This is a genomic window from Flavobacterium ginsengiterrae (genome assembly GCF_039539785.1).
Lineage (GTDB): Bacteria > Bacteroidota > Bacteroidia > Flavobacteriales > Flavobacteriaceae > Flavobacterium > Flavobacterium ginsengiterrae.
This window is the reverse complement of record NZ_BAABDU010000004.1, coordinates 151,858-164,011: the sequence shown is the minus strand read 5'-3', so window position 1 is coordinate 164,011 and position 12,154 is coordinate 151,858. Positions and strand designations below refer to the sequence as shown.

14 protein-coding genes are annotated in these 12,154 nt (G+C 34.2%); 11 read left to right on the top strand and 3 right to left on the bottom strand.

Features of this window, described 5'->3' with window-relative positions:
• Nucleotides 1-28 precede the first annotated feature (28 nt).
• From ABD859_RS11145 to ABD859_RS11115, 7 genes are all read left to right on the top strand, one after another.
• Nucleotides 29-568: a hypothetical protein gene (locus ABD859_RS11145; protein WP_345144256.1), complete on the top strand. Its 540-nt coding sequence runs from the start codon at nucleotides 29-31 to the stop codon at nucleotides 566-568.
• A gap of 7 nt (nucleotides 569-575) precedes the next feature.
• Nucleotides 576-893, top strand: a complete 318-nt coding sequence (locus ABD859_RS11140) for a hypothetical protein (protein ID WP_345144254.1) — start codon at nucleotides 576-578, stop codon at nucleotides 891-893.
• 15 nt (nucleotides 894-908) lie between these two features.
• A complete protein-coding gene (locus ABD859_RS11135; RefSeq protein WP_345144252.1) occupies nucleotides 909-1,781 on the top strand; it encodes an XAC2610-related protein in 873 nt (290 codons plus the stop codon).
• Between the two features lie 185 nt (nucleotides 1,782-1,966).
• Nucleotides 1,967-2,206, top strand: a complete 240-nt coding sequence (locus ABD859_RS11130; RefSeq protein ID WP_345144250.1) for a DUF7218 family protein — start codon at nucleotides 1,967-1,969, stop codon at nucleotides 2,204-2,206.
• 103 nt (nucleotides 2,207-2,309) lie between these two features.
• The gene (locus ABD859_RS11125; protein WP_425554255.1) at nucleotides 2,310-3,392 is read left to right on the top strand and encodes a DNA topoisomerase IB; all 1,083 of its coding nucleotides are present in this window, start codon (nucleotides 2,310-2,312) and stop codon (nucleotides 3,390-3,392) included.
• A gap of 108 nt (nucleotides 3,393-3,500) precedes the next feature.
• Complete coding sequence (locus tag ABD859_RS11120; RefSeq protein ID WP_035644678.1) at nucleotides 3,501-3,662, top strand: DUF1328 family protein; 162 nt, start codon at nucleotides 3,501-3,503, stop codon at nucleotides 3,660-3,662.
• Between the two features lie 295 nt (nucleotides 3,663-3,957).
• Nucleotides 3,958-4,383: a helix-turn-helix domain-containing protein gene (locus ABD859_RS11115; RefSeq protein WP_345144246.1), complete on the top strand. Its 426-nt coding sequence runs from the start codon at nucleotides 3,958-3,960 to the stop codon at nucleotides 4,381-4,383.
• Nucleotides 4,384-4,453: 70 nt separating this feature from the next.
• On the opposite strand, the gene ABD859_RS11110 is transcribed toward ABD859_RS11115, so the two are convergent.
• Nucleotides 4,454-4,990 (bottom strand): hypothetical protein, encoded by a 537-nt coding sequence (locus ABD859_RS11110; RefSeq protein WP_345144244.1) that lies wholly within the window; start codon nucleotides 4,988-4,990, stop codon nucleotides 4,454-4,456.
• 188 nt (nucleotides 4,991-5,178) lie between these two features.
• On the opposite strand from ABD859_RS11110, the gene ABD859_RS11105 reads away from it, so the two are divergent.
• From ABD859_RS11105 to ABD859_RS11095, 3 genes are all read left to right on the top strand, one after another.
• The gene (locus ABD859_RS11105; RefSeq protein ID WP_345144242.1) at nucleotides 5,179-5,760 is read left to right on the top strand and encodes a YciE/YciF ferroxidase family protein; all 582 of its coding nucleotides are present in this window, start codon (nucleotides 5,179-5,181) and stop codon (nucleotides 5,758-5,760) included.
• A 76-nt stretch (nucleotides 5,761-5,836) separates the two neighbouring features.
• Nucleotides 5,837-6,568: a DNA-formamidopyrimidine glycosylase family protein gene (locus tag ABD859_RS11100; protein ID WP_345144240.1), complete on the top strand. Its 732-nt coding sequence runs from the start codon at nucleotides 5,837-5,839 to the stop codon at nucleotides 6,566-6,568.
• Nucleotides 6,565-7,278, top strand: a complete 714-nt coding sequence (locus tag ABD859_RS11095; RefSeq protein ID WP_345144238.1) for a DUF72 domain-containing protein — start codon at nucleotides 6,565-6,567, stop codon at nucleotides 7,276-7,278. Before ABD859_RS11100 ends, ABD859_RS11095 begins: the two co-directional genes overlap by 4 nt.
• Nucleotides 7,279-7,675: 397 nt before the next feature.
• Here ABD859_RS11095 and ABD859_RS11090 read toward each other — a convergent pair whose 3' ends face one another.
• Nucleotides 7,676-8,176 carry a pyridoxamine 5'-phosphate oxidase family protein gene (locus ABD859_RS11090; protein ID WP_345144236.1) on the bottom strand — a complete coding sequence of 167 codons (501 nt, stop codon included), beginning with the start codon at nucleotides 8,174-8,176 and terminating at the stop codon, nucleotides 7,676-7,678.
• A gap of 214 nt (nucleotides 8,177-8,390) precedes the next feature.
• Here ABD859_RS11090 and ABD859_RS11085 point away from each other — a divergent pair, with 214 nt between their 5' ends.
• Complete coding sequence (locus tag ABD859_RS11085; protein ID WP_345144234.1) at nucleotides 8,391-8,822, top strand: response regulator; 432 nt, start codon at nucleotides 8,391-8,393, stop codon at nucleotides 8,820-8,822.
• A gap of 60 nt (nucleotides 8,823-8,882) precedes the next feature.
• Here the strand turns inward: ABD859_RS11085 and ABD859_RS11080 are convergent, their stop codons facing one another.
• The gene (locus tag ABD859_RS11080) at nucleotides 8,883-12,089 is read right to left on the bottom strand and encodes a PAS domain-containing protein (protein WP_345144232.1); all 3,207 of its coding nucleotides are present in this window, start codon (nucleotides 12,087-12,089) and stop codon (nucleotides 8,883-8,885) included.
• Nucleotides 12,090-12,154: the final 65 nt, after the last annotated feature.

The window sequence follows — 12,154 nt, the reverse complement described above, 5'->3', positions numbered from 1 at the left end:
ACACGATTTTTAGAGATTGTTATATGATTTGGATGCTGAGAAATGTTCAGCTTCATTTGTTAACCTTACAAATAACTCTATATTTGTTTTCCTAAGAAAAGTAATAATAATTAAGGGTAGGATGTATATCACTTCAGAATTCAGGAAAATAGTAGGAATAAGAATAATAGCGGGTTTCATCTTATTTGTAATAACGTTATCATATGTTTTGTATAATGGTTTTTCAACTTTAGAAATAAATCCATTAGTAGTAATGGCATATATGTTTTTGTTTTTTCTGCTATATTGTTTTCCAGATTTGTTTAAGATTTATAAATTGACAATTACTGAGAAAGGAATTGAAAAAACTTTAGTGATTACAGGTGCAAAACAATTTATATCTTTTGATAGTATACAATATATTAAAAAAGGAAAGGTTAAACTGAGAAGTAAAACTGGTGATATCTCTGATGGTTATCACTTTACTACTTTAATACTCGAAAATAAAAAGAGTTTGGTGATCTCGCCGGATCATTTTGAAAATTATTTAATTCTAATGAATAACATTCAAGATAATTTTAAAGCCTGAGTTTATTATGTATTCAAAGAAAATCTTCTTCAAGTTATGCTTATTTGCAGGCTTAATTTTCATTGCTGTTGGTATTATAATGAATATTTTAGAAATATCATCTTCAGGAATGACCTATAGTAAAAGAGGAGCATCCTGGGGGACATTAACCGGAAGCGGAGTTTTTACTATTGCTTTTGTAATGCTGGCATTATCCGGAATATCCTACCTATTATATAAGACAGATCTGGAAGAAAGAGAAAGAAGAAAAAGCAGTGATCAGGAAAAACCGGTTCGTATCTGGAAAAATAAAACAACCCAAAAGAAAAGAAAAAGAAAAAAATAATCCTTATTATATATAATGAAGCAAAACATTACCTTATTAATAGCTTTCGTTACAACTGTATTTGCATCAGCCCAAATAAGCTATACAGGTTTTATCGATAAATATCCAATAGAGCTGGTGACTAATATTTATTCAGATGGAGTAGGAAGTGCCATATATACTTATTCTAATCATGATACTCCAATTGATTTAGATGCCAAAATGGTACAAAAAACGCTGACATTAATTGAAAAAGATAAAAATGGTAAACAGAGCGCGAAATTCATCTTTCAAAACTATAACTCAAAAAGCGCAGATTTAAGCGGAATATGGAAAGATAATTCGGGTAAAGAATTAAAAATCAGTTTAAAAAAGGTTTTTGATCTTGATGAATATAAGAACAGAGACTTTAGCGGAAAGGAAATTTTACAGTCTGTTTCTTTTAAGGATAAGTATTTTAAATTGATTCTTACTAAAGAGAAAAACGATTTTGAGGCAAAAGTTACAGGTGTGAAAATTATCGAAAAAAAGACCGATAAATTAATACAGCAGTTTGATGTCGACCGCCAGCTTTTAGGTGTAAACAGTATTAGTATCGATGATTACAATTTTGACGGTATATCCGATTTTTCTGTTTACGAAGGTGGTACGGCTGGTCCTGATAGTACAAGTCTGTATTTTTTATACGATCCTAAAACTGGTAAATATTTTGAAAGCAGTTTTAGCGGCACTTCTTTAGAGTTTGACAGTAAAACTAAACGGATTTATGAACACAATCAATGTTGTGCAGGAAGAAGCTTTATCAAAGCAGAATATAAAGTGGTTAACAACAAGATGATTTTATTAAAACAGACCTGTATGGAATATGACGACAAAACAGGAGATTATAAAAAGATTAAATGTAATTGATAAAAATCAAAAATATTCAAATCCCATTCGCAAACCGAATGGGATTTTTTTATGACCAAAAACCAAAAAGCCCCCATAACCTTAATTATGAAAGTTATAACCAAAATTGTATAACAGAAAAATCTTTCTTTTAGGGAACTTTGAATCAACATACAAACTGATTTGTTAACCTAAAAATTACAGTCATGCCAGATCCAAGAATTAAAAACGAAGCCCAATACGAAGCCCTTGTAAAAAAAGGATACAGTAAAGAAAAATCTGCACGTATTGCGAATACTCCAAATGCAGGGGAAAAAGGCGGAAAAGCAAAGCCTTATGAAGAATGGACAAAAGAAGAGCTGTATGAACAAGCCAAAAAAGTTGGTGTTCCGGGACGCTCTTACATGAATAAAAAAAGTTTGATTAAATCTTTAAGAACTAATTAATGCTGCAGACTGCACAGGTTCATCTAGAAGTTGATGAATATACATGCTGAAAGATAATCTTTTTGGATCTGTGCAGTCTGCCGTAAAAAATACAAGAATACTCATGAATACCGCCAGAACTCAAAAACTAATGACACAGCTGATTAAAACACCGCACAAGGTGTTGGAAAAACTGGAATTAGTTTATGTAAACAACCAAAATTTACCAATTGAAAGATGTCAGGGAGAAGACGGCTTTATTTATAAAAAAAATGGACGCTGTATAAAGCAAAAAAGTGAATTAAAGCGTTTTAGCAGTCTGGTTTTACCGCCGGCGTGGGTTAATGTAAAAATATCCGACTTATCAAACGGACATTTGCAGGCGGTAGGTTTAGATGTGAAAAACAGAAAGCAGTATCGATATCATCCTAAATGGAATTTAATCCGAAATCAAACCAAGTTCTATAAAATCGCAGAATTTGGACAAAAGCTTCCCGCTATACGAAAACAGGTTGATATTGATTTAGAACAAAAAGAATGGTCGAAAGAAAAAGTGGTAGCGCTTGTGATTCGGTTAATGGAAGAAACCCATATTAGGATTGGAAACGAAAAATACGCCAAAACAAACAAATCATACGGGCTTTCGACTTTGCGAAAAAGACATATTAACATCAATAGAAATTCCCTTCGGTTTGAATTCATCGGCAAAAAAGGAAAACAGCATACTATAACAACCAGAAATAAACAATTAATAAAACTGGTAAGCCGCTGTGAAGAAATTCCGGGTTGGGAAGTATTTAAATATTACGACAAAAACGGCGAGCGAAAAGTTTTAGACAGTCACATGGTCAATGAATATCTGCATAAAATTTCAGGCGAATATTTCAGTGCCAAAGATTTTAGAACCTGGGCCGCTTCGATTATATTCTTCGAAAATTTGATGGAACTTGGGGTAACATCAAACGAAAAAGAAATTAAAAAAAATATTGTTCTGGCTTATGATGCCACTGCCGAAGCCTTAGGAAACACAAGAAATGTCTGCAAGAATTATTACGTACATCCGCTTTTGGTTTCAACCTACGAAGACGGATCGATACAGGAATATTTTGACAAAGTAAAAAAGAGCCGAAGCAACAAAAAATACTTTACCCGAACTGAAACTGTTTTTGCAGAATTAATCGAAAAATATCAGGTTAATTTATTGTAATTACAATTTTAGAACGTTGTAAATAAAATCTTTAGAGTTAATGCATCTTCTTAAAAAGCATGAAATTTATATAAAAAACAAATCATTATTAACTAAAAATCAATTATTATGTTACGTTGGACAGTCATATTTATTATTCTGGCAATTATTGCAGGAATATTTGGTTTTGGTGGTATTGCTGCCGGAGCCGCTAGTATAGCAAAAATCTTATTCTTTATATTCTTAGTATTATTTATTATCTCGCTTATCAGCGGTCGAAGAAGTGTTTAATACAAGATTCAGTAAAATAAGTACGAAATTAAAAACGACACATATATCTTGGTAAATGTGTCGTTTATTTTTTAAACAAACAGTCGATTAAGAAATAAATCGCATACAAAAAGCCGTTAAGTTTTATTCTTAACGGCTTTTTTGTTGAAGACAATTAGGTGTTTTTTCATGTAAAATATTTTGTATGAAAAATTGTATTTTTGCACCTAAAAAATCTATTTTCTGTATCGTACATTAAAAATGCAGTATCGTACATTTTTTTAATTTCTTATATCAAAATTAGTATCTTTGAATTATGAGCACACTAACAAAATCAAATCATATAGGGCGAAAAATAAGCCGTATTCGTGAACTAAAAGACATGAAACAGGAAGCTCTTGCGCAGGCCTTGGGCACAAATCAGCAGGCTGTTTCGGCAATTGAAAATAGTGAAACTGTCGATGAAGAAAAACTTATTCAAATTGCAAAAGCTTTAGGAGTAAGTGTAGAAGCTATTAAAAATTTTTCAGAAGAAGGTGTGATTAATTATTTCAATACTTTTACAGATAATGACTTCAGTAATAGTCAAGGGACTAATTTTGGAAGTAATAATGCGTGTACTTTTAATCCTTTAGATAAACTTGTTGAATATTTCGAAGAAAACAAAAAACTTTACGAGCGTTTATTGGAAGTTGAAAAGGAAAAAGCAGCTTTTTTAGAGAGATTATTGAAATCAAAATAAATTTAAAGCCCATAAAAAAGCCGTTAAGAATAAAAACTTAACGGCTTTTTTATTTCAGTTTCCTGAAAAACTATAATCTTCTTTTGTGTTCATCGTTGTAATCATTGTCTTCCTGAACATCATCTTCGACATAATCATTGTTTTCTTCATCTTCAATTTCATCGTCAATGTCTTCCAGATCTTCTTCAGTTTCGGTAAAGTCGTTTTCAAAAGTATCAGACGGATTATCAAATTCATCATTATCTAAATCTTCGTCTAATTCTTCTTCCACATACTCTTCTTCGTCGTCAAGATCATCTTCATCTTCTAAAACAACCTCATAAATATCGTCATTGTTATCTTCTAAATCGCGATCTTTATGAAAATCATCATTTAAATCATCCAAATCGTCGTCGTAGACGCTCGATCTCTCATCCGGATTAGGTTTGTTAGGGTTATGGCCATTTCGTACCGTATAACCGCGCTCTGCGTCTTCTGCGCGGCTGCTTTGGGTTTCCTGAGTATTCAAATCATACAATTCTTCGTTCATAACCCCATTTCTGTCTTCTCTATTTGGATTTCCCGGATCTTTAGGAAAAGTGCCGTTTTTTCTATCTGTAGTTTCCATGATAATTGCGTTTTTAATATTTACATATACAAAGCTACTACCATTGTAAAGGCTTTCTTTATAAAATTATTTTTCGCAATTGTATAATTAACAGATGTTTAGAATAGAATTTAATCAAAAAATTTTATAACTCATTCCTTGCTTGCCGCAGTAATTTTGGAATAGTTAATTACTAAAAAATTTATACCATGAAAACTACAAATAACAAAAAGGAAACCACGCCGAAACAAACGGTTAAAAGAGGAGTTACAAAACCAAAGTCAAATGCCGCAGCAGGCTTAACTGAATTGTTTGAAGACAGCCTTAAAGATTTGTACTGGGCAGAAAAAGCCTTAACAAAAGCATTGCCTACAATGGCTAAAAATGCAACTTCAGAAGAATTAATCGATGCTATTAATAATCACTTAACAGAAACTGAAGAACACGTAACACGTTTAGAAAAAGTTTTTGAACTTATTGGTAAAAAAGCATCGGCTAAAAAATGCGATGCTATGGAAGGTTTAATTGAAGAAGGAAAAGGAATTCTTGAAGAAACAGAAATTGGAGTAGTGCGAGATGCCGGAATTATTGCCGCAAGCCAAAAAATCGAACATTATGAAATTGCTACTTACGGAACTTTAAGACAATTTGCAGAAACTTTAGGTCTTGAAGAAGTAGCAACTTTGTTAGAACAAACTCTTGATGAAGAAAAAGGAGCAGACAAACTGCTTACAGAAGTTGCTGTAAATGCCATAAATCTTGAAGCTGCAGAAGTAGAAATGGAAGAATAACAAGATGATCATTATTTGAAAAGTGCAGTCTTTAAAAACTGCACTTTTTTTTCATTAAAAATTTAAAAAGAAAGTTATGCCCGAAGGTCCGTCAATATTGATTTTAAAAGAAGAAGTACAGCAGTTTACCGGAAAAACCGTTATTGAGGTTTCTGGAAATGCAGCCATTGATCTGGATCGTTTAAGGGATAAGAAAATCTTGTCTTTTAAAACCTGGGGAAAACACTTTTTAATTTGTTTTGAAGATTTTACAATAAAAATCCACATGCTCATGTTTGGAACCTACCGAATTAATGAGAAAAAGGATACTGCACCAAGGTTGCATTTAGGTTTTTCGAGCGGAGAAATCAACTTTTACACTTGTTCAGTTAAAGTTTTGGAAGGAGAAATAAACGACTATTACGATTGGAGCGTAGACGTTTTAAATGAAAACTGGGATCCAAAAAAGGCAAAAAGAAGCCTTGAGAAAATGCCGGATCAAATGATTTGCGATGCCGTTTTAGATCAGGATATTTTTTCGGGAGTAGGGAATATTATTAAAAATGAAGTTTTGTACCGATGTTTTATTCATCCTGAATCTTTGGTTGGAAAAATTCCGCACGAAAAAATCGACGAACTCATAGCCGAATGTTCCATTTACAGTTTTGAATTTTTGTATTGGAAAAAGAAATTCGAACTCAAAAAACACTGGCTTGCATATTCAAAAAAAGAATGCAAAAGATGTAATTTACCCTTTATTAAAAAACCTACGGGGAAGAAAAACCGCCGAAGTTTTTATTGTACAAACTGTCAGCAGCTGCATATATGAAAAATCAAATTTTAATAGGGTGTTCGAGTTACAATAATCGGTATTGGAAGGGAATTTTCTACCCTGACAATCTGACATACTCGCAATGGTTTCAGTTTTATTCCCAGCACTTTAGCACGTATGAGTTCAACGGAAGCTTTTATAAGTTTCCAACCATCAGAGTGTTAACGAATTGGTATAATAAAGCGCCCGAAAATTTCCTTTTTTCGGTAAAAGCGCCAAAAGAAATTACGCATATTAAACAATTTTTAGACTGCGAAAATTTGATTTCAGATTTTTATAATGTCTGCGAAATGGGCTTAAAAGAAAAGCTCGCCTGTGTACTTTTTCAGTTCCCGCCCAGTTATTATTTTACAGCAGAAAGATTACAGCATATTATCAGTAATTTAAACTTAGAATTTAAAAACGTTGTTGAATTTCGCCATAAAAGCTGGTGGATTCCAGAGGTTTGGGATGCTTTCCGCCAAAATCAAATTACATTTTGCAGTGTAAGTCATCCGCAGTTACCGCAGACAATTTTTACAGATTTCCCTCTTGTTTACATTCGTTTACATGGAGTTCCTAAAATGTTTTACTCCAGTTATCCACTTCAAGAATTACTTCATATAAGAGATGAAACTCATTTAGAATCAGGATTTATATATTTTAATAATACAGCAAGCGAAGCCGGAATTCTTAATGCATTAGAACTGCAGAGAATTGTTGTTTGAGGTTTTGTATTAACCGCAAAGAGCGCAAAGATTTACGCAATGCTCGGCAGTAATTTAAACTAAGCGAACCCCTGCGTAAATCTTTGCGCTCTTTGCGTTTAGATTTTTAAGAAAAAAACAAAATGAAAAACGTAAAGAACGCCAGTAATTTAAACTTAGCGAACCCTGCGTAAATCTTTGCGCTCTTTGCGTTTAGATTTTTAAGAAAAAAAACAAAATGAAAAACGCAAAGCACGCCAGTAATTTAAACTTAGCGAACCCTGCGTAAATCTTTGCGCTCTTTGTGGTTAAATTCTTAATGACAAAGTCCGCAAAGAAAATACGCAGAGCACCCAAGAAAAATTATCTTAGCGAACTTTGCGCAAACCCTTGCGAACCTTGCGTTTAAGTAAAAATCTTATAATTTTAGATTTCCTTCAATACCGTCATCCATAGTTTTTCCGGTTACATAAGCCGTTGCCATTTTTGCTATAGCGACCATTTTTCCGTGTTTGTTGTTCCAGTAATAACCATCTTCAGGCGTAAAAGTTATAACGCTCAAATTTGGATCATCTTCACCGCCAGGCATCCATACCTTTACAATTGGGTCGTACAATTCTTTAATCGTTTCCCTGTCGTATGAAATTGTAGCTGTTCCGTGCAGTGTAAGGAACTTATCGTGCGGTTCAGAGAAAAATATCTCAACCGTTGGATTTAGCGTTATTTCTGCATTTTGACTGCTGTTTCGGTCAGATAAAAACCAAAGACGTCCTAAATCATCAATTTTTTGAACAGACATTGGTCTGGACTGCAGTCTGTCGCTGTTGTACGTACAAAACATGCATGTTTTTATGTTTTCTGCCAGATCTTTGATTTTATCGACAGCAAATTCTTCGGTTAGGTCTTTATGATCTCCCATGACTTTATCGTTTTAAAAGTTTTATAATAGTAGTTTGTGCTTATAATATCACTTAAAACAAAGTTGCTATTTTTATAACCGACTGAATTATAGAATTATATTTTTAAATTATTATATTTCAATTATTATTTTTGTGAGAATTTTATAACAGATTGTTGAAAATTGCCTAATTTCTCCTATCTTTGAGGGAAACAGATTTATCCCCAAAAAATATATGAAAAAAATTACTATTTTTTATACTGATGATGACGAAGATGATCTAGATATCTTTACAGATGCTGTCGAGTCATTGTCTAGAGATATAAACCTCCAGACTTACTCGGGCGGGGAAAAATTATTAAACGCTATTTATCACCCGCCGCCTACGCCAAGTGTTATCTTTTTAGATTTAAACATGCCCGGAAAAAACGGTTTTGATGTTTTAAACGAACTCAAAGGTTCGAAAGATAAAAGCGATATTCCGGTTATTATTTTTTCAACATCAAATGAACCCGGAATTATAGAAAAATGCCTAAAACTAGGCGCTAATTATTTTATTACAAAGCCTGTTTTAATGAAAGATATTGTCAAATCTATCGAGCATTCGCTTTCTATAAACTGGAAAGAGTTTGTACCAGACAGTAAGACTTTTGTGTACAAGCTGTAATTACATTTTTGATGTAGAAGAAACACCAAACTTATTTACTAAAATGAGTTTGGTGTTTTTTTATAGTTCAGGCAGAAAGATTTTAAAAGTAGCTCCCTGACCTTTTTCGCTGTGTGCTTTTATAACGCCTTTGTGGTTCTCGACAATCTTTTTTACAATTGCAAGTCCAATGCCAGTGCCGGAAAACTCACTTTCTGTATTCAGTCTTTGGAAAACCTCAAAAATTCGTTCCTTGTACTCATCGTCAAAACCAATTCCGTTATCAGCAATTCGTAGGCATAAATAGATTTTATTGGGATAATCAACTTTAAAATTTAGTTTATGACCCACAACACGTCTGGCTTTAACCTGAATTTCAGGCGGTACATCTTTGCGGGAGAATTTTAAAGCATTTCCAATCAAATTATGCAGTAATTGTCTAAACTGGAACGGCATAACGGTTCCTTCGCCCAGCGGATGAAGTTCTATAACAGCTTTCTTTTCTTCAATACGTTCAGAAAAGTCCATTATAACTTCTTCAACAATTTCATCCAGATTGGTTTTTACAAAAACTCTCTCGGCAGAATTGGTTCTGGAATAGGTAAGAAGGTCCTGAATCAGCGTTTGCATTCGTTTTGCCGAAACTTCAATACGCTCTAAATAAGTTTTGGCTTTCGCCGAAATATTCTGATCATCTAATTCAGCCAGACGGCTTGCAAAAGTTTGAATTTTTCGAAGCGGTTCCTGTAAATCGTGGCTTGAAATATAGGCAAAAGACTGAAGCTCAATATTCATATTTATCAAATCCCGGTTCTTTAATTCGAGTTCTTCCGTACGATCGTGAACCTGTTTGGCCAGCATATCTGTAAAATCTCTTTGGTTCTGAATATCAGTACTTGTACCAACCCACATTTGAATCTTTCCTTCAGCATTTCTCTGCGGGATTGCGCGACTCAATTGCCAGCGGTATTCGCCATCATGACGGCGAAAACGGTTTTCAAATAAATATTCATTTCCGGTTTTAATAGATTCCATCCAGCGGTTTATATTGGCCTCTCGGTCTTCGGGATGAATAAACTGCAGCCAGCCGTTTTTCTCAACATCTTCTTTAGAAATTCCCGTAAAATCATACAGCGACTGATTAAAATAATCTATATTTCCCATGGCATCGCTGGTCCAGACAAATTGCGGCATAGAATCAGCAAGAACCCTGAATTTCTCTTCACTTTTCATTAAAATTTCATGTCGGGTCTTTTCATCAGTAACATCCATTACCGTTCCCAGCATTTTGACAGGGTTTTGCAGTTCGTCAAAAAATATTTTGCCATGTACGCGTATCCAGCACATTGTGTCGTCTGGTTTAAGCACACGCGCTTCGTATTTGTAAATATTGGTTTTTAAAGCCGTTTGATATGCTTTTTCAAGTACAGGAAGATCAGCAATAAAAAACCTGTCCAGAACCTGCTGACGGGATATTTTAATATCTTTTTTTAATCCAAATAACTTCGGAAGATTATCAGAATAAATTAATTCCTGTGTATGAATATTAAGATCCCAGGTTACGATTTCAGCAATTTCTGAAGCCAGACGCGCTCTTTCTTCGGCATCTTCGACTTTTTTTCGGGCTTCGACTTTTTCAGAAACATCGTTTACAGTAATCATAACCGATGATATTTCGCCGTTTTTTTCAAAAAGAGGTGTGTATTGATAGTCGAGATAAAACTTTTCTAATCTGCCCCGAATATCGATATACGCAACAGCTTCGTTTTCTCGAACTGTTTTACCGTTGTATAGTACTTCATCTAGTAATTCGGGAAACTTTTGATTTAAGAGCTCCGGAAACACCTCAAAAGCGGGTTTGCCAATTACTTCGTGCGGCTGTTTCTGCCAAATTTCATTCAGCATAACCGTATTGGCAAGTTCAATGATATAATCATGGCCTTTAAAAATGGTCATGGCAATAGGCGACTGCATAACCAGATTTCTAAATGCTTTTTCGCTTTCTGATAAAAAATATCGTGCTTTTACAGAACTTGTGACTTCATAACCTACGACAATTACGCCCGTAACTTCATTATTTTCTTCATAAAGCGGATGAAAAACCAAATTAAAATAACAGTCTTCTTCTTTTCCGTATCGGTTTAAAGTTACGAGTAGTTCATTTGTAAAATACGGAATTCCGTCTTCATAAACCTGCGAGAGCAGGGGATGAACTGTTTGTTCTGCTTCGGGTATAGAATCAAAAATAGATTTGTGAAGTGTTTCCTGTTCGGTTTTATCGACAATTTGCAAGTATGTGTCATTAACCATTTCTACCACTAAATCAGCGCCTTTTAAAATGGCAATTCCCAACGGTACTTGTTTTACGATATTTTTAAAACGCTTTTCGCTTTCTTCAATCGCATTTCGGGCAATTACCTGAAGTGTTACGTCGTTGGCACTTGCAACAATTCCATATATTTTGCCATCCGGATCTTTAAGCGCTTCATAAACCACGTTAATAAAAGTGTCTACTACTTTACCGTTTCGGGTTAGTTTTACCGGAAGTTCATTGGCCGTAAACCTTTCTCCGGTAATGTAAACATGCAGTAAAATATCTTCTAAACCTCGGCCGGCCGCTTCGGGAAGTGATTTAAAAATGGGTTTATTGAGTACTTCATGTTCTTTTCGTTCCCATATTTCCAGCATGGGTTCGTTTGCCATCTCTACAACAAAATCACTGCCTCTAAAAATACACATAGCATTTGGCGTCTGCATAAGATTATCACGGTAACGTTTGTTGCTTTCTTCAAGGTTTTTTCTAATGTTTACCTTATCGGTAGTTTCAGTACAGATTACCAAAACTCCTTCAATATTTCCGTCGTCATTTTTTACTGGACTGTAACTAAATGTCCAGTAAACATCTTCCATTTTTCCGTTTCTGTAAATAGGCAAAAAGAGATCTTCGTGCCATGTTGCTTCGCCTTCTGATAAAACCTGATCGATTAACGGGCCTATAAAATGCCAGATTTCCGGCCAGTATTCTGCACCTTTTTGTCCTAGTATATGCGGATGTTTTCCATCGTTGCCCAGACTTGGACGATAGGCATCATTATAAAAGCAAATATGTTCGGGTCCCCAGAATAAAAACATGGGGAATTTTGAGTTCAATAGAATTCCAAGGGTCGTGCAAAGACTTTGAGGCCAGTTTTCGATAGCGCCAACTGGTGTTTTACTCCAGTCTTTGGTACGCGTTAACAGACCCATTTCGCCTCCTTTGGCAAGGAAATCGTAATTTTTGTTGTTCATTAAAAATTTGTTTTTGTTTTCAGTTAAAACAATAAAATTTATGTAATAAATATAGTACTTTTTAC

What these genes read in the sequence shown, in the direction of transcription:
- ABD859_RS11095 (WP_345144238.1), top strand. Translation starts at nt 6,565, where the DNA reads ATGAAAAATCAAATTTTAATAGGGTGTTCGAGTTACAATAATCGGTAT.
- ABD859_RS11135 (WP_345144252.1), top strand. Translation starts at nt 909, where the DNA reads ATGAAGCAAAACATTACCTTATTAATAGCTTTCGTTACAACTGTATTT.
- ABD859_RS11115 (WP_345144246.1), top strand. Translation starts at nt 3,958, where the DNA reads ATGAGCACACTAACAAAATCAAATCATATAGGGCGAAAAATAAGCCGT.
- ABD859_RS11080 (WP_345144232.1), bottom strand. Translation starts at nt 12,089, where the DNA reads ATGAACAACAAAAATTACGATTTCCTTGCCAAAGGAGGCGAAATGGGT.
- ABD859_RS11120 (WP_035644678.1), top strand. Translation starts at nt 3,501, where the DNA reads ATGTTACGTTGGACAGTCATATTTATTATTCTGGCAATTATTGCAGGA.
- ABD859_RS11105 (WP_345144242.1), top strand. Translation starts at nt 5,179, where the DNA reads ATGAAAACTACAAATAACAAAAAGGAAACCACGCCGAAACAAACGGTT.
- ABD859_RS11110 (WP_345144244.1), bottom strand. Translation starts at nt 4,990, where the DNA reads ATGGAAACTACAGATAGAAAAAACGGCACTTTTCCTAAAGATCCGGGA.
- ABD859_RS11130 (WP_345144250.1), top strand. Translation starts at nt 1,967, where the DNA reads ATGCCAGATCCAAGAATTAAAAACGAAGCCCAATACGAAGCCCTTGTA.
- ABD859_RS11090 (WP_345144236.1), bottom strand. Translation starts at nt 8,176, where the DNA reads ATGGGAGATCATAAAGACCTAACCGAAGAATTTGCTGTCGATAAAATC.
- ABD859_RS11085 (WP_345144234.1), top strand. Translation starts at nt 8,391, where the DNA reads ATGAAAAAAATTACTATTTTTTATACTGATGATGACGAAGATGATCTA.
- ABD859_RS11125 (WP_425554255.1), top strand. Translation starts at nt 2,310, where the DNA reads ATGAATACCGCCAGAACTCAAAAACTAATGACACAGCTGATTAAAACA.
- ABD859_RS11140 (WP_345144254.1), top strand. Translation starts at nt 576, where the DNA reads ATGTATTCAAAGAAAATCTTCTTCAAGTTATGCTTATTTGCAGGCTTA.
- ABD859_RS11100 (WP_345144240.1), top strand. Translation starts at nt 5,837, where the DNA reads ATGCCCGAAGGTCCGTCAATATTGATTTTAAAAGAAGAAGTACAGCAG.